Source organism: Streptomyces sp. NPDC050549 (assembly GCF_040655035.1).
Lineage (GTDB): Bacteria > Actinomycetota > Actinomycetes > Streptomycetales > Streptomycetaceae > Streptomyces.
Map to the genome: position 1 here is coordinate 54,938 of NZ_JBFAJD010000013.1, position 14,508 is coordinate 69,445.

The 14,508-nt window shown below is 71.2% G+C and carries 14 protein-coding genes; 4 read left to right on the top strand and 10 right to left on the bottom strand.

All coding sequences use genetic code 11. The features are described 5' to 3' along the window. Positions 1 to 103: 103 nt before the first annotated feature. From AB0I51_RS20485 to AB0I51_RS20495, 3 genes are read left to right on the top strand one after another with little or no spacing between them, the layout of a single operon-like run. Complete coding sequence (locus AB0I51_RS20485) at positions 104 to 1,045, top strand: protein-ADP-ribose hydrolase (protein ID WP_362977022.1); 942 nt, start codon at positions 104 to 106, stop codon at positions 1,043 to 1,045. Further along, entirely contained in the window at positions 1,042 to 1,923 is an 882-nt protein-coding gene (locus tag AB0I51_RS20490) for an NAD-dependent protein deacetylase of SIR2 family (RefSeq protein ID WP_362977024.1), read from the top strand. The genes AB0I51_RS20485 and AB0I51_RS20490 overlap by 4 nt, the downstream gene beginning before the upstream one ends. Beyond that, a complete protein-coding gene (locus AB0I51_RS20495) occupies positions 1,920 to 2,300 on the top strand; it encodes a nuclear transport factor 2 family protein (RefSeq protein WP_362977026.1) in 381 nt (126 codons plus the stop codon). The genes AB0I51_RS20490 and AB0I51_RS20495 overlap by 4 nt, the downstream gene beginning before the upstream one ends. A gap of 99 nt (positions 2,301 to 2,399) precedes the next feature. On the opposite strand, the gene AB0I51_RS20500 is transcribed toward AB0I51_RS20495, so the two are convergent. The 8 genes from AB0I51_RS20500 to AB0I51_RS20535 all read right to left on the bottom strand — a co-directional run bounded on the left by AB0I51_RS20500 (position 2,400) and on the right by AB0I51_RS20535 (position 12,452). Next, positions 2,400 to 3,365, bottom strand: a complete 966-nt coding sequence (locus AB0I51_RS20500) for an expansin EXLX1 family cellulose-binding protein (RefSeq protein ID WP_362977028.1) — start codon at positions 3,363 to 3,365, stop codon at positions 2,400 to 2,402. Between the two features lie 208 nt (positions 3,366 to 3,573). Then, positions 3,574 to 5,094 carry a HAMP domain-containing sensor histidine kinase gene (locus AB0I51_RS20505; RefSeq protein WP_362977030.1) on the bottom strand — a complete coding sequence of 507 codons (1,521 nt, stop codon included), beginning with the start codon at positions 5,092 to 5,094 and terminating at the stop codon, positions 3,574 to 3,576. After that, positions 5,091 to 5,834: a response regulator transcription factor gene (locus tag AB0I51_RS20510; RefSeq protein ID WP_362977032.1), complete on the bottom strand. Its 744-nt coding sequence runs from the start codon at positions 5,832 to 5,834 to the stop codon at positions 5,091 to 5,093. Before AB0I51_RS20510 ends, AB0I51_RS20505 begins: the two co-directional genes overlap by 4 nt. A 49-nt stretch (positions 5,835 to 5,883) precedes the next feature. Further along, the gene (locus tag AB0I51_RS20515; protein ID WP_362977034.1) at positions 5,884 to 8,127 is read right to left on the bottom strand and encodes a glycosyltransferase family 39 protein; all 2,244 of its coding nucleotides are present in this window, start codon (positions 8,125 to 8,127) and stop codon (positions 5,884 to 5,886) included. A 17-nt stretch (positions 8,128 to 8,144) separates the two neighbouring features. Then, the gene (locus AB0I51_RS20520) at positions 8,145 to 9,434 is read right to left on the bottom strand and encodes a glycosyltransferase (protein WP_362977036.1); all 1,290 of its coding nucleotides are present in this window, start codon (positions 9,432 to 9,434) and stop codon (positions 8,145 to 8,147) included. A 219-nt stretch (positions 9,435 to 9,653) separates the two neighbouring features. Then, complete coding sequence (locus AB0I51_RS20525) at positions 9,654 to 10,676, bottom strand: NAD-dependent epimerase/dehydratase family protein (protein ID WP_362977038.1); 1,023 nt, start codon at positions 10,674 to 10,676, stop codon at positions 9,654 to 9,656. A 10-nt stretch (positions 10,677 to 10,686) separates the two neighbouring features. After that, positions 10,687 to 11,406, bottom strand: coding sequence for a DUF998 domain-containing protein (locus AB0I51_RS20530; protein ID WP_362977040.1), 720 nt, complete (start codon positions 11,404 to 11,406; stop codon positions 10,687 to 10,689). Then, the gene (locus tag AB0I51_RS20535) at positions 11,403 to 12,452 is read right to left on the bottom strand and encodes an aldo/keto reductase (RefSeq protein ID WP_362977042.1); all 1,050 of its coding nucleotides are present in this window, start codon (positions 12,450 to 12,452) and stop codon (positions 11,403 to 11,405) included. Before AB0I51_RS20535 ends, AB0I51_RS20530 begins: the two co-directional genes overlap by 4 nt. Before the next feature lie 75 nt (positions 12,453 to 12,527). Here AB0I51_RS20535 and AB0I51_RS20540 point away from each other — a divergent pair, with 75 nt between their 5' ends. Then, on the top strand, positions 12,528 to 13,064 hold the full coding sequence (locus tag AB0I51_RS20540; RefSeq protein WP_362977044.1) for a TetR/AcrR family transcriptional regulator: 537 nt from the start codon (positions 12,528 to 12,530) through the stop codon (positions 13,062 to 13,064). A gap of 323 nt (positions 13,065 to 13,387) precedes the next feature. On the opposite strand, the gene AB0I51_RS20545 is transcribed toward AB0I51_RS20540, so the two are convergent. Both AB0I51_RS20545 and AB0I51_RS20550 read right to left on the bottom strand, forming a co-directional pair. After that, a complete protein-coding gene (locus tag AB0I51_RS20545) occupies positions 13,388 to 13,597 on the bottom strand; it encodes a hypothetical protein (protein ID WP_362977045.1) in 210 nt (69 codons plus the stop codon). Between the two features lie 63 nt (positions 13,598 to 13,660). Then, positions 13,661 to 14,221 carry a hypothetical protein gene (locus AB0I51_RS20550; protein WP_362977047.1) on the bottom strand — a complete coding sequence of 187 codons (561 nt, stop codon included), beginning with the start codon at positions 14,219 to 14,221 and terminating at the stop codon, positions 13,661 to 13,663. Positions 14,222 to 14,508: the final 287 nt, after the last annotated feature.

The following is a 14,508-nucleotide window of genomic DNA, read 5'->3' on the forward strand; positions in this document are numbered from 1 at the left end:
GCCGTCGTGCCCTTACGCCCCGGGAGTGGGGGCACGACGGCGCGCCGTTCGACGGACCCGTCCCACTTCGACCCGGCACGAGCTCACCGCCCGGAGGACCGCCGTGTGCCCGACTTCCCTGCCGCTCGCCGCCTACCGGGCCGCTGTCGCCCTGGACGAACCGTTCGGCCCCGGCATCGGCCACGACCCGGACACCCGGCCCGCCGGTCTCGCACGCGAGGCGCTCGCGCTGCTGGCCGACGACCCGGCGGCGGCCAGGTCCTGGCTGCGCCCCGGCGCGGCAGCAGCCGACCGGATCGACGACGCCGCCGCTCGGCTCCTTCTGCGCGCCGTGCTGACGGTCCGGGAACCGGACCCGCTGTCCACCCGGGCCGCAAAGGTGCTGGACGCGCTCCTGGCCGGTGAACGGCTGGCCCGCGTCACCACCGACGCGGCCTCGCTGCCCACCGTCCGCGACACACTTCCCGCCACCACGTACCGGGCCGCCGACCGGACGGTGCTGTGGCAGGGAGACCTCACCGCCCTCGACGCGGACGCCGTCGTGAACGCCGCCAACAGCGCCCTGCTCGGCTGCTTCGCCCCGATGCACCCCTGCATCGACAACGCCCTTCACTCCGCGGCGGGCCCCCGCCTGCGCGCCGACTGCCACACCGTCATGTCCCTCCAGGGACACCCTGAGCCGACCGGCACAGCCAAGATCACCCGCGGCTACCACCTGCCCGCCCGCTACGTCCTGCACACCGTCGGTCCGATCGTCGACGGGCCCGTGCTCCCGCGGCACCGGCGGGCCCTGGCGGCTTCGTACCGTGCCTGCCTCGACCTCGCCGCCGACACGGGCGGCATCCGCAGTGTCGCGTTCTGCGGCATCAGCACCGGCGTCTTCGGCTACCCCAGGACGGCCGCCGCCCGCACCGCCCTGAACGCCGTGTCCGAGTGGCTCGACCTCCACCCCGGGCGACTCGACCGGGTGGTCTTCAACGTGTACGCGGACCACGACCGCGCCGCCTACGTCCAGGCACTGACCGAAGGAGTCCAGCCCCGATGAACGAGTCCGTCTTCGACCTGGAAGCCGCCGCCGGGACGATACGCGCCTGGCTCGGCGAGGCCGACCGGGTCCTGATCACCGCCGGGGCCGGACTCAGCGCCGCCGCCGGATACGACTACGGCGACGAAGACCGCTTCCGGGAACTCTTCCCCGCCCTGCACCGCCTCGGCCTGCGCTCCCGCTACCTCGTCGGTGTCCCCCTGCCGCCCGAGCTGTGGTGGGGCTACTGGGCCGTCCACATCGACGACATCCGCTTCTCCCCGGACCCCAACCCCCTCTACCAGCGCCTGAGTTCCCTGGTCGCCGGCAAGGACCACTGGGTGATGACGTCCAACGTGGACGCCCTCTTCGCCCGGGGTGGCTTCGCCCCCGACCGGATCTTCACCCCGCAGGGCGACTACGGCCGCTACCAGTGCACGACCCCCTGCACCCGGGCCACTTGGGACACCCACCCCCTCGTCGCACAGCTCCTCGCCACGTACGACCCAGGCACCGGCGCCGTCACCGGCCCCTTGCCCAGCTGCCCGAACTGCGGCGGCGAGATCGAGATCAACGTCCGCATCGGCCCCGAGTTCGTCGACGAGCCCTATCTCCCCGCGGGCCGCCGCCTCCACGACTGGCTGACAGCCGCACCCGACGCCTGCCTGCTCATCCTCGAATTCGGCGCCGGATTCAACACCCCCGGCGTCATCCGACGGCCGGGCGAACACCTCACCCGCCGGATCCCCCACGCACGCCTCGTACGCGTCAACCCCGCCCACCCCGAAACCCCCACCGACCTCGCCGGCCGGACCCTGTCCGTCCCCGCCGACGCCGACCACCTGCTCGACGCACTCACCGCGCCGCACCCGGCACCCGACCCTACGGTGGCACCATGATCGGCCCGGAGAAGAACAAGGCCACGGCTCAGGCGTTCTACGACCTGATGTTCAACCAGTGCCGCCCCGCAGACGCCATCGACCAGTACGCGGGCGACACCTACCTTCAGCACAATCCACACGTCGGCGACGGCAAGCAGGCCTTCGTCGACTACTTCGAGCGTATGGCCGCCGAGTACCCGGGCAAGCGAGTGGAGGTCAAGCGCGCCTTCGCCGAAGGCGACCACGTGATCCTGCACTGCCACCAGACCTGGCCCGCCGAGGAATACGCCGGCATCGACATCTTCCGTTTCGACGCAGACGGCAAGATCGTCGAACACTGGGACGTCCTCCAGGTGATCCCACCCACCTCCCACAACGACAACACCATGTTCTGACCCCCGCCCCGCGCGCTCCACACCGAGCCACAAGCCCTGGTCTCCGCCGACTGCCGCCCCGGAGCGTCCCGCCCGCGCGGGGCCGGCAGGGCGGTCGGGTCAGTGTCGGGCGAACTGGACCCCTGTGGACTGCACGACTTCGGGCCGCACCGCGATCCCGTTGACGGTGAGTTGTTGTCCGTAGATGTCGGTGAGCCTGATGGCGCCGCCGCACCCGCTGCCGTCGGGAGAGAGGAAGTAGTTGTAGTCGGTGCGGGCCAGTTGGCGCCAGCTGCCGCCGCTGCGGATCTCCAGCCGGGCCAGCGGATTGCGGTGGCCGATCGCCTGGATGCCGCACCAGTAAGGGCTGGACCCGGTCTTGTAACGGATCGAGATCGTGCCCACCGCGTCCGGGCTCAGCAGGCTCCAGGTGATCGCGAGCCGGCCGGTCGAGACGGGGGCCAGTTCGGCGAAGGCCTGTTCGCTGAGGTCGAGTTGCCCGGGTGCGCAGGGCAGCGGGCATTCGTTGGTGATCCGGACCGTGACGGAGGCGCCGTTCGCCGCGTGGACGCGTATGTACGCCCCGCACGCCCTGGACGTCTCGTAGTCAGTGGTGTTCATCGCCGCGATCATCATGTCGCTGCTCGGACCGTACGAGCAGGCGCCGTCCCCGACCCCGGCCTTGTAGACGGTGGCGACACCCGGGTAGGTGACCTCGGGCCGGATCCGCCCGGCCAGGGAGGTCGTGACCGGAGCTTTCCGCGGGGTGGCCGATGATCGCGCCGCCGACTTGGACGGGGAAGCCTTCGGCGTGGTCGGACCGGCGGACGGTGTCACGGAGCTCGTGGAGGTCGCGGACGGCGACGCCGAGGACGGCTTGTGCCCCGGCGAGGCCGACGGGAGAGTCCCCTGGGAGTTGGCGACGGCCGTGGCCGCCGCCGACCCTGCGTCCTCCTTGCGGTCCGGTTGCATCGTCATGGCAAGGCAGACGAGAAGTCCTGTGACGATCAGTCCCGTGGTGGTGCCCACCGTCAGTCGGCGTCTGCGCCTGCGCTGCCGCGCCGCCTGGCGTGTTGTCTCCTGCATGTCCATCCGTTCGGAAGAGCGAGTCGGTATTGCACTCCTCAGTGGTCACAGGCGGCGCAAAGGTTGCCGCGGACTTCTCGGCGCGCCGGGTACGGCGGCACAGCGCCGTGGCTGACGGCCTCCGGCTCCGGCTCCGGCTCCGGCTCCGGCTCCGGAGGAGGATCCCCTCGCATCGGCCGTGGGGCGTTCTCCGCGTCGCGTCGCCACGTCAGGGGGCCGCGGGCAGAACCAGGCGGAACGTACAGCCGCGGCCGGGGGCCGTGTCGAGTTCGAGGCGGCCGCCGTGGCCCTCGGCGATGGTCGCGGCGATGGCCAGGCCGAGGCCGCTGCCGCCGTGGATGCGGGAGCGGGCGGGGTCGGCGCGGTAGAAGCGCTCGAAGACGAGCTCGGCATCCACCGGTTCGAGGCCCGGCCCTTCGTCCGCCACCTCGATCACGCTGATCGGCAGGCCCTCCGGCAAAGGCGGTGAGGCGGTGGTGCGTCCGGGCCGGTCCGTGCCGCCGGTTCCAGGGCCCGCCCCGGTCGTGCCGACACGAACATGGACCCGGGTGCCCGGCGGGGTGTGGATGCGGGCGTTGGACAGCAGGTTCTCCACGATCTGCCGCAATCGGTGCGGGTCGCCGACGGTCTCCGCGACATCGAGTTCCTCCGCTCCGGTGGGATCGGACGGGGTGTGCAGCGGGCCGAGAGCGAAGAGGTGGGACTCGCTGTGGAGGGCGGCGGCGCTGACGGCGTCGGCCGCGAGGGACAGCAGGTCGACCCGCTCCCTGCGATAGGACGGCTCCCTGTCCAGGGTCGCGAGCAACTGGAGATCGTCGACGAGCAGGCTCATGCGTTCCGCGTTCTGTGCGATGAACCGGTTGGCCTCGTTTCGTTCGAGGGCCGAACGCGGTTCGGGGCGCAGGGCGAGTTGGGCGTAGCCCTGGATGGCGGTGAGCGGAGTGCGCAGCTCGTGCCCGGCGTCGGCGACGAACCGGCGGAGGCGGGCTTCCGAGGCCTCCCGTGCCAGCAGCGCCTTCTGCAGGCGGTCGAGCATGGAGTTCAGGACCCGGCCGAGTCGTCCGATCTCGGTACGCGCGTCGGTGTCGGGCAACCGCAGGTCGAGCCGGCCCGCGGTGATGTCCTGTGCCGTCCGTTCCATTCTGGTCAGGGGCAGCAGCCCCAGACGAACCACCCACCGGCCCAGGGCGATCAGGGCGACGACCGTGACGGCCAGCAGCACGGCGTTCAGCCACAGGAGCTTCGACGTGGCGCCGTCGACGGTGTCGAGCGGAAGGGTGACCACGGCGCTCATGCCGTCCGGACCGGCGTTCAGCAGCACCCGCCAGCGGCCGTCACCGCTGACGGCGGGCACGGTCGCGGGGTGCCCGTCCTTCAGCCCGAGGCCCTCTGCGTGATCGGCCAACCGAGGCCCGGGCTTGGTCTCGGAGCCCAGGGAGTCGTTCAGACGGCGCCCGGAGGCGTCGTAGAAGTAGATGTGGAAGTCCGAGGGAAGCACGTCCTGCCGGCCTCCCGGGTCCGGGAGTCTGCCCTGGAGCGCGTCGTAGTAGGCGGGAGCCGGTGGATGGAACTCGACGAGCTGCGCGTCGACGCGGTCCAGCAGCCAGGAGCTGAGCACCACATAGCCGATCGCCTGCGAGGCCAGGACAGCGGCGGTGGCGAGGAGAGCGGCGCCGAGGACGAGGCGGCGTCGCAGCGACTTGGGCGGCCGGGGCAGGAACCGGGTCACTGCTCCGGCGTCCCTGTGTGGTCGCGGGGAAGCCGGAGGCAGTAGCCGACGCCACGCACGGTGTGGATCAGCGGCGGCTCAATGCAGTCGATCTTCCTGCGCAGGTACCTGACGTACGTTTCGATGATCCGGGCGTCGCCCGCGAAGTCGTAGCTCCAGACGTGGTCGAGGATCTGGAGCTTGCTCACCACCTGGCCCGCGTTCGACAGGAGGTAGGCCAGGAGCTTGAACTCCGTCGGCGACAGGGCGACGTACTGTCCTGCGCGGTGCACCTCGTGGGCGCCCTCGTCGAGTTCGAGGTCGGCGTAGCGCAGGACACTCGGCACCGGCTGCCATTCGGCGGCCGGTGCCGTGCGGCGCAGGATGGCCTCGATGCGCAGCAGCACCTCCTCGATGCTGAAGGGTTTGGCGACGTAGTCGTCCCCTCCGGCGCTGAGGCCGGTGATGCGGTCGTCGGTGCCGGTGCGGGCGGTCAGGAACAGGATCGGACAGTCGTTGCCCGCCTCCCGCAGCCTGCGGGTCACCGCGAAGCCGTCCAGGTCGGGCAGCATCACGTCCAGCAGCACCAGATGCGGTTGAAGGCGTTCGACCTCCAGGAGGGCCGCCCGGCCGGTGTCGGCGCCGCTCACCTCGTATCCGGTCAGGCGAAGCGTCGCCTCCAGCAGGGTGCGAATGCTGGGCTCGTCCTCGACCACGAGGAGCCGATGCCGCGGCCGTGCGGCTGCGGGCTGCTCGGTCATGCGTCTGCTGGTCCGTTCTGCCGTGTCGCGGCCGGCGTTCGGGGGTCGGCTACTTGGCGGCGCAGTCGTAGAGCACGTTGCCTCCCCCGATTCCCGTCGCACCGCCGCCGTTGGTCTGTGACGAGGTGCCGGAGGTGCCGCCGTATGCCGACGCCGGAACCTTGGTGCAGTGGTCGGCGATCCAGTCGGAGCGCTGCTTGGTGTAGCCGCCCGACAGGCCCGGAGCGCCGCCGCCGTTCGTGTCGGAGCCCAGGACGTAGCGTAGTTGGCCGTTCTTGGTCCACCTCTCCAACTGGGCCACGGACGGCGCGTTGTCGCTGTTGGTGAAGCCGCCCATGCCGATGACGGTCTCGTCGGTGCCCAGGATGAAGGCGCTGGCGCTGAGGGCGCCGCCCTCGACGGCGAGCTTGATGCGCGCGCCGGGTGCGTGCTCGACGGCGTACCGGAGGATCTTGCGCTGCTCGGCGGTGAGCTCTCCGTCGCCGAAGCCGCCGCGCGCGCCAGGGGCCGGTCCCGAGCCGGTTCCCGGGAACGACGGTGTACCGCGGTTGTTCGAGCCCGCTTCCCCGGGTGCACCGGGCATACCGTTCGCTCCCCCGGTGGGCATGCCGGAAGGCACTCCGCCGGTCGGGAGCTCGCCGGTCCCTCCCGAAGAGGGGGCACCGCCGGGGAGGCCCGGCATGTTCGACGGCATCCCGGACGGCATGCCCGAGGGAAGGCCTCCGCCGTTCGGACTCTGCCGCGGCATGCCACCGCCGCCACCGAATCCGAGCGCCTGCGGCCCGGCCGTCGGGTTGGAGCCTCCCATGTTGGTCGAGCCGGGTACGGTCAACGCCCACGCTCCCGGCGCCAGCAGAACCGACAGCACCGCGGCGCAACCGGCGACCGCCGGCAGCCGGCCACGGCGTCGCGACAGCACCAGCAGGACGACCGCGGCGCAGCCGGCCAGCAGTACGGGCCACACCAGCCAGCCGTTCCAGTCGGGCTCGCGGCGGACCAGCGTCACGGCCCAGGCGACGCTCACCACGACCGCGGCCACGCCGACCAGGGGTGCCCAGCGCAGGCCGGCGCGGTGGACGCGGACGAGAGCTGCCGTCAGCCCGCCGCACAGGGCGGCGATCGCCGGGGCAAGCTGGGTGGTGTAGTACGGATGGAAGATGCCCTTCTGGGTCGAGAACACGACCCCGCAGACCACCAGCCAGGTCCCCCACAGCAGCCAGCCCGATGCCGGCAGTACGGCGGAGCCGGGCAGTCGGCCGCGTCGGCGCAGCACCACGCCGGCGACGGCGACTGCCAGGGCCAGCGCGCAGACCGGAAGCAGCCAGCTGATCTGACCGCCCACCTGTGCGCCGAACAGCCGGCCCAGGCCGGACCGGCCGCCGAATCCCCCGGCGAACCCGCCCATCGTCTGGGACGCTCCGTCGCTGGAGCCGAAGACCCTCCCCAGCCCGTTGTAGCCGATCACGAGGTCCCAGGCCGAGCCGTCCGTGCTGCCGCCGATGTAGGGGCGGTCGCCCGGCCACAGGGCGACCATGGCGACCCACCACAGGGAGGACGCCGCCAGGATGGCCCCCGCACCCAGCAGACGCCGCACTCGCGGTATCCAGGCGCCGCTTCCTCCCACGAGCCAGGCGACGGCGAACGCGGGAACGACCATCCAGGCGGCGAGCATCTTGGTGAGGAATCCACACCCGATCAGAAAGCCGCTCGCGCACAGCCACCAGGTCGCGGCCCGGCCCTCGGCCCGCAGCGCACGGGTGAGCGCGTACGCCGCCGACACCAGCAACAGGACCAGCAGTGTGTCCGGGTTGTTGTCCCGGTTGATGGCCACGGTGATGGGGGTCAGGGTGAGCACGAGAGCCGCGACCAGTGCCGCCCTCTCCCCCGCCCAGTGGCGCACGGTGCGGTGCAGCACCAGCACCCCGGCCACGCCTTCGAGCACCTGCGGCAGGATCAGCGCCCACCCGTGCAACCCGAAGATCTTGCTGCTGATCACCTGCGGCCACAGCGCGGCCGGGGGTTTGTCGACCGTGACCACGCCCACCGGGTCGAAGGAGCCGAAGAGGAAGTTGGTCCAGTTCTTCCCCATCGACTTCACGGCCGCCGAGTAGTAACTGTTGCCCCAGCCAAGGGAGTTCAGGGCCCAGCCGTACAGAACGGCCGCGAGCACGAGGACGGCTCCGAGCGCCGCGGGTGCCGCCCAGGCGGGCAGCGGGCGGACGGACGGACGCGTACGCCTCTCTTCGTGTGCCGACGCCGCCGGTGCGGACCTGATGTGCGCGTAGTTGCTCATGTCTGGATTCGCTCTCATCAACGGATACGGCTACGGGGGGCGGCGAAGACAGCCAGTCGCAGCACGGCGAAGCGCACGCAGGTGACCGCGACGGAAGCCGTGGCGAGGACCGCGGTCTCCGCAGCCGGTGAGGCACCGGGATCGAGCCACTTGAACCACAGGACCGCCGCGGACGTGACCAGATAGCCGAGGACGAAGAGACCCCCGGCACCGAGGTGCGCACGTGCGGGCGCGGTGGTGGAGTGCCGGAAGGTGAGGCGCCGGTTCGCCTCGGTGTTGAGGACGGTGAGAGCGAACAGCGAGATCAGGTTGGCGAGGGCCGGGGACCACCAACCGCGCAGCAGCCAGTACAACAGGGCCTGTCCGACCGTGGAGACGGCGCCGATCGCGACGAAACAGCCGACCTCCCACGACAGCGCACCGCGCCGCGCGGGAGGTGCCAGAACGGCGTCGGGATGTTCTGCGGCCGGCTCGGGGCGCGACGGCACCTCGACCCGGGCCTCACCGGACGCCTTGAGCCGCGCCATGCGCCACAGGCCCCGCAGGTCTTCCCTGGCGGTGCTCACCACATCCACCCGGGTGTCGACGTCCTCGACCCAGTCGACCGGGACCTCGTGGATACGCAGTCCGTTGTGCTCGGCGAGCAGGAGCAACTCGGTGTCGAAGAACCACGCGTCGTCGCGGGTGACTTCCAGCAGCGGCCCGAGCACCTCGGTGCGGGCCGCCTTGAATCCGCACTGGGCATCGGTGAAGCGGACCCCGTGGGTGAGCCGGACGATGCCGTTGTAGCAGCGGGAGACGAACTCGCGGCGCGGCCCGCGCACCGTGCGTGCGCCGGAAGCCAGCCGGGAACCGATCGCGAGGTCCGAGTGCCCGCTGGCCAGCGGCGCGACCAGCGGAAGCAGCCCGTCGAGACCGGTGGAGAGGTCCACGTCCATGTACGCCACGATGTCCGCGTCGCTGGCGCCCCAGACCGTGCGCAGTGCGAGTCCGCGGCCCTTGCGGTCCAGGTGGACGACGCCGACCCCGGGCAGCTCGTCCGCGAGGCGACGGGCGGTGGCCAGGGTTGCGTCGGTGCTCGCGTTGTCGGCGACGGTGATCCGCCAGGCGAAGGGGAAGCCCCGGGACAGGCGAGCATGGAGCGTGCGCAGGCATCCGGGCAGGGCTCGTTCCTCGTTGTGGACCGGAACGACGATGTCCACCGTCGCGGTACCGGCCCGGGCGGGAAACGAACGTTCGACGGGCTGGAAGGGGGCTGGACGCTCCACGCGGCCGGCGAGTTCGGTGAGGTGGGGGGTGGGAGTCATGGCTTCCTCAGGCATGAGGGGACGGCAGACCGCGGCTCGGGCCCCTGGCCCGGGGCCGCGGCCTCACTGTTGCCGTCACGCCTGTGGGGGTCGGGAGAGAACAGCGAGAACTGACGGGGAGTCAGATCAATGGCCGAAAGCACTCCCGGGATCCGCCATGTATCCGGTTCGACGCCCCTTCGGCGCGCGGGGCTGCCGCGTCGGTCGGTTATGAGCCCGTCATGTCCCGATGCCGTGGGCGAGGAGGCTCTCGGCGGTCTCCGCGACGGTGTCCTCGATGGGACGCGCCCGCCACCCGAGAAGCTTCTCCGCCTTGGCGCTCGTGGCGTCGAGATCCCGGCCGAGCTGGTGCCTGAGCAGTCGCAGTTCCGGGTTCACGATGCCCAGTGCGCGGGCGAGCCACACGGGCAGTTCACGGGTCGGGGCCTTCGCGGCGCGTTCACCGAGGCGGTCGTGCAGAATGCGTGCGATGCCGACGACGCGCAGGCTGTGTCCGGCGATCGCCAGGAAGCGTTCGCCGGCGGCTGCCGGATCGGTCATCGCGCGCAGGTGCAGATCCGCGACGTCGCGCACGTCGACGAAGCCCATCCCGAAGGGTGGGCACGCGGGCACCCGTCCTTCGAGCATTCTGCGAACCAGACGCAGGGATGGCGGGTCGTCCGGGCCGAGCAGTGGCCCAAGGACGCCCACGGGATGAACCGCTGCCAGTTCCAGACCACCGCCTTCGTCCTGGACGAACTGCCAGGCGGCGCGTTCGGCGAGTGTCTTGGACCGCTGGTAGGGCGGGATGTCGCTGTCCACGTTGGTCCAGTCCTCCTCGGTGAACGGGGTCGAGCGCGGCGGGTGCCCGATCCCGACGGCACCGAAGGCGCTGGTCAGGACGACCCGGCGCACGCGGGCGTCGCGGGCTGCGCGCAGCACCCGCAGGACGCCCTCGCGTGCCGGGACCACCAACTCGTCGTCGTTCGCCGGCGTATGGCGCAGGGTCGGCGAGGCCACGTGGAGGACGAAGTCGCAGTCGGCGACAGCGGCGTCCCAGCCGTCGGGGTGTTCGAGGTCGGCGCGTACGACCGTGAGCCGGTCGTCGTCGAACTGTGCGGCCGCGTGCAGCCAGGAACGCAGTGCCGGCTCGCGCCGCAGGTCACGAACTGTCGTACGTACGGAGTGCCCGGCATCCAGCAGTGCCGTCACGCACCAGCTCCCGATGAATCCCGTTCCGCCGGTGACCAGTACCTGGGTCATCTGTCTCTCCTCAGTTCTCGACTCGTGCAACAAGGGGTGCCGGCGAGTGCGTCGCGCGATGCCGTTGGGCGGCGGCCACGCCGCTTCCCAGGAGGGCGTGGCCGATCATGATCGGGTAGATCACGGCACGCTCGAACAGCCCGATGTCCCACATCCGGCCGGTGAACACGTCGGCCATGAAAAGAGGGAACGCGATCAGTCCGACGGTGCCGAGCGTGATGCTCGCGATCGACCGACCCCTGGTGAGACCGATGCGGTCTCCGCCGGCTCCGACGACGATCGCCATGACGTTGCCGGCGAGCATGACGCCCTGCGCGCCGACGGTATGGAAGGCGATCAGGCCGTTGTCGACGTTGGCGTTGAGGCCCTGGAAGATGCCGACGAGCGAGACCCCTACGCCGGCGAGGACGGCGAGGATCACGATGGCGACCGGGCGGGTGCCCCTGCGCGGGTCGAACACGAGGAACGCGCCGACGATCAGGAGGATGCCGTAGATCACCCAGCCGGCGTCCGTCACGGCACCGAGGGGGGAGTTGGCGACCTGGCCGAACGCGGTCTGCGGGGGACCGGTCAGGCCGAGGTGGCTGACCCAGTTGCACAGGGGTGAGTACGGCGGGTCCTGCCATAAGGCGGCGGTGACGAACTCGGCGACCCAGGACGCGAGCGGGCCGAGAAGGATGAGGAGGGCTCCGGCGCGGGCAGCGGCGCCGGAGCGGACGATGGGTTTCATGCGAGAGCCATTCCGGGGACGCGCCTGCGGATGGCCTCCAACTCGGCCTCGTCCGAGACGCCCTGCCAGTCGTACCGGGGGGTGTAGGGGACCTCCAGGGCGCGTACCTCGTCGTCGGCGAGCTCGATGTCGAGGGAGGCCACGGCCTCGTCGATCTGCCGGATCGAGCCGGCCCCGACCAGCGGTGCGGTGACGACGGGCTGATGGCCCAGCCACGCGAGGGCGATCTGCGCACGGGTCACGCCGTGCGCCTCGGCGACCTTCCCGACGGCGTCGATGATCGCGCGGTTGGACGCCTCCTCGGCCGACGAGTAGAGCAGGTCGGCGTAGGCGCCGTCGGTGGCGGAACGGCTCGTGGACCTCGCGTCGTCCCAGGCGCGGGCCAGGCGACCGCGGGCCAGCGGGCTCCAGATGATCGTCCCGACGCCTTCGTCAAGGCACAGCGGGATCATCTCCCGCTCCTCCTCGCGGGCGAGCAGGTTGTAGTGGTCCTGCATCGACACGAACCGCGCCCAGCCGTTCAGCTTCTGCAGGTGCAGCGCCTTCGCGAACTCCCACGCGTGCATGGACGAGGCCCCGAGGTAGCGCACCTTGCCGGCCTTGACGAGGTCGCTGAGGGCTTCGAGGGTCTCCTCCAGCGGTGTCGCGTGGTCGTTGCGGTGCACCTGGTAGAGGTCGATGTAGTCGGTTCCCAGGCGGCGCAGCGAGTGGTCGACCTCGGTCATGACCGCCTTGCGCGACAGGCCGCGGCCGTTGGGGCCCAGCCGCATCGGGTGGCGCAGTTTCGTGGCGATCACCACAGCATCGCGGGCTGCGAAGTCCTTGAGCGCCCGGCCGAGGATCTCCTCGCTGGAGCCGTTGGAGTACATGTTCGCGGTGTCGAAGAAGTTGATCCCCGCCTCCAGCGCGTGCTTGATGAGCGGGCGCGCGTCCTCTTCGCCCTTCGACCAGACGGGGTGCCCGCGTTCGGGCTCGCCGTAGGTCATCGCGCCGATCGCGATCGGGGATACGTCGAGGCCGGTCATGCCCAGCTTGATGTAATGCATGTCGCTCCTTAAAGTATGTGGAGAGCTCTCCGAATACCGTAGTGGAGAGCTCTCCACTTAGCAAGGTGAGGTCCTGTGGTCCGCTCAGACGCCCGCGAGAACAGGGCGCGCATCCTCGCTGCCGCACGCGAAGCCCTCGCGGCGGACGGCAGCACGTCGATGAACCAGATCTCCCAGCGCGCGGGAGTCGGCGCGGGCACCCTGTACCGCAACTTCCCAACGCGAGAGTCGCTGGTCCTGGCCGTCTACCAGGACGAAGTGGCACGCATCATCGCCACCGTGCCCGATCTGCTGGCCCAGCTGCCGCCGCTGGAAGCGCTCCGCCACTGGACGACCGACCTCGTCGAGGCCATGCGCAGAAAACACGGCCTCGGCGACGCCCTCAGCCCCGGCGCACACCAGGCGATCACCGAGCAGAGCTACGGGCCGGTCATCGCCGCGATCACCCAGCTCCTCGACGCCGGCAAGAAGGACGAGAGCATCCGCGCGGACGCCGACCCGGGCGACTTCCTCCAGCTCACCGGCGCCTTGTGGCGCGCCGCATCCAGCCCCGAGGACCGGGCACCCCACATGCTGGCGCTCATCCTCGACGGACTCCGCACGCACCGGTAGACGCGGCGCACGAGACCGGGCCCGCGGCCTCGCCGCCGAGCCGACCGTGGGGCTGACGGGCGAAGCAGTAGCGGATGACGCGGTCGACAGCATCCGTCACACGGCGCTGACGCTCCGCCAAGTGCGCGAACTCCGGACTCTTCAGCGCAAGGGGATTCACTGCTCTGCCACCGCCTGGCGCGATCGGATGGCCGGACCGTGCGTCTCTTCGGGGGTTCGCGATCCCCTGGTGGTGCCTGCGGTCGGCGCCGGTGTCCGCTCATGGGCTCTGGCCACTGTCCTGTCGGTATGGATGGGTTCAATTCGCTACGGATAGTTGTGATTCAGTGCAACTGCCGCGTCTCGTACGGATACTGCTGCGGGAGGCGGGGGCCCTTTCGCGGGAAGTCCGTGCCGGGCGTCTCGGCGCCCGCCGGGACCCGCAGGCTGCCGTAGCACTCCATGCGCTGCCACCCCAGCCGTGAGCCGGTGACGGCGGTGACGGCGGTGACGGCGGTGACGGCGGTGACGGCGGTGACGGCGGAGTGGATCACGACCAGGCACGGGAAGGAGCGGCGTTGCCGCGTCGGCGGTTGGTCACGGCAACGGGCCCTGGATCACTTCTTCACGGGCTTGCGGGACGAGCCGATCGCGCGGCCCTTGGATGTGGAACCGGGGGTGACGGCGGGGGTCGAGGCCGACGACGCGGGTGCCACGGCGGGCGCGTGTGCGGCTGAGGCTGTCGGCCTGTCGGTGGGGCGGGAGGTCGTCCGCGTCGCCGTCGGGTCGGGGGTCCTGCGGGCCGCGGTCGGGCTCGCACGCTCCGGGGACAGAGCGGTGCCGGGTGCGGTCGCCCGGGGCGTGGCAGGGTGCGTGGAGTGCGGCTGCGGCACGAACGGAGAGCTGATGGTGGGGCCGCCCAGCGCGGAGCTGATCAGCAGGGCGACGTAGCCGCCGGCGGGGATCACCAGGAGCCGGGCGGCGCGGAGCTCGCGACGTCGGCGGCGCCCCGAGGAATCGACGAACACCGGTCGCACCGGCGGTCTCGTCGGCGTCGTCGGTCCTGGTACGGGAAGGCCGGACGGGTCGGTCTCCGTGAGCGGCACGGCGAGGACGTCACCGTGGGGAGAGTCCCACGCCGTCGTGACCGGGTCCGGCTCGGCCGCGAGGCAAGACATCCCGGCTGCCTGGGGGGCCGCCCCCGGCATCTGGGTGCGCTCTGTCGGGTATGCCCACTGCGCCTGGCGGGCGGGTCCCAGGTCAGCGGTTCCGTGCCGGCCGTCGCGCTGCCGCCGCACTCGTGGCCGTGGGCATACGCGTACCCGGCGCCTCCATACGGATCCTCGCCGTACGCCCCGCCGCTTTCGTTCGTCCACTGCACGAGTCGTGCCCCCTGTCCTGTCCGACCGCCGCGGTCGCCCGCATGGACAGAGCGAACGCGGCCGGAAGTGTTACACCTCGGTTT

Coding starts and splice junctions, on each gene's coding strand:
- AB0I51_RS20550 (WP_362977047.1), bottom strand. CDS start 14,221: ATGTCTTGCCTCGCGGCCGAGCCGGACCCGGTCACGACGGCGTGGGAC.
- AB0I51_RS20530 (WP_362977040.1), bottom strand. CDS start 11,406: ATGAAACCCATCGTCCGCTCCGGCGCCGCTGCCCGCGCCGGAGCCCTC.
- AB0I51_RS20515 (WP_362977034.1), bottom strand. CDS start 8,127: ATGAGCAACTACGCGCACATCAGGTCCGCACCGGCGGCGTCGGCACAC.
- AB0I51_RS20525 (WP_362977038.1), bottom strand. CDS start 10,676: ATGACCCAGGTACTGGTCACCGGCGGAACGGGATTCATCGGGAGCTGG.
- AB0I51_RS20510 (WP_362977032.1), bottom strand. CDS start 5,834: ATGACCGAGCAGCCCGCAGCCGCACGGCCGCGGCATCGGCTCCTCGTG.
- AB0I51_RS20495 (WP_362977026.1), top strand. CDS start 1,920: ATGATCGGCCCGGAGAAGAACAAGGCCACGGCTCAGGCGTTCTACGAC.
- AB0I51_RS20535 (WP_362977042.1), bottom strand. CDS start 12,452: ATGCATTACATCAAGCTGGGCATGACCGGCCTCGACGTATCCCCGATC.
- AB0I51_RS20490 (WP_362977024.1), top strand. CDS start 1,042: ATGAACGAGTCCGTCTTCGACCTGGAAGCCGCCGCCGGGACGATACGC.
- AB0I51_RS20500 (WP_362977028.1), bottom strand. CDS start 3,365: ATGCAGGAGACAACACGCCAGGCGGCGCGGCAGCGCAGGCGCAGACGC.
- AB0I51_RS20520 (WP_362977036.1), bottom strand. CDS start 9,434: ATGACTCCCACCCCCCACCTCACCGAACTCGCCGGCCGCGTGGAGCGT.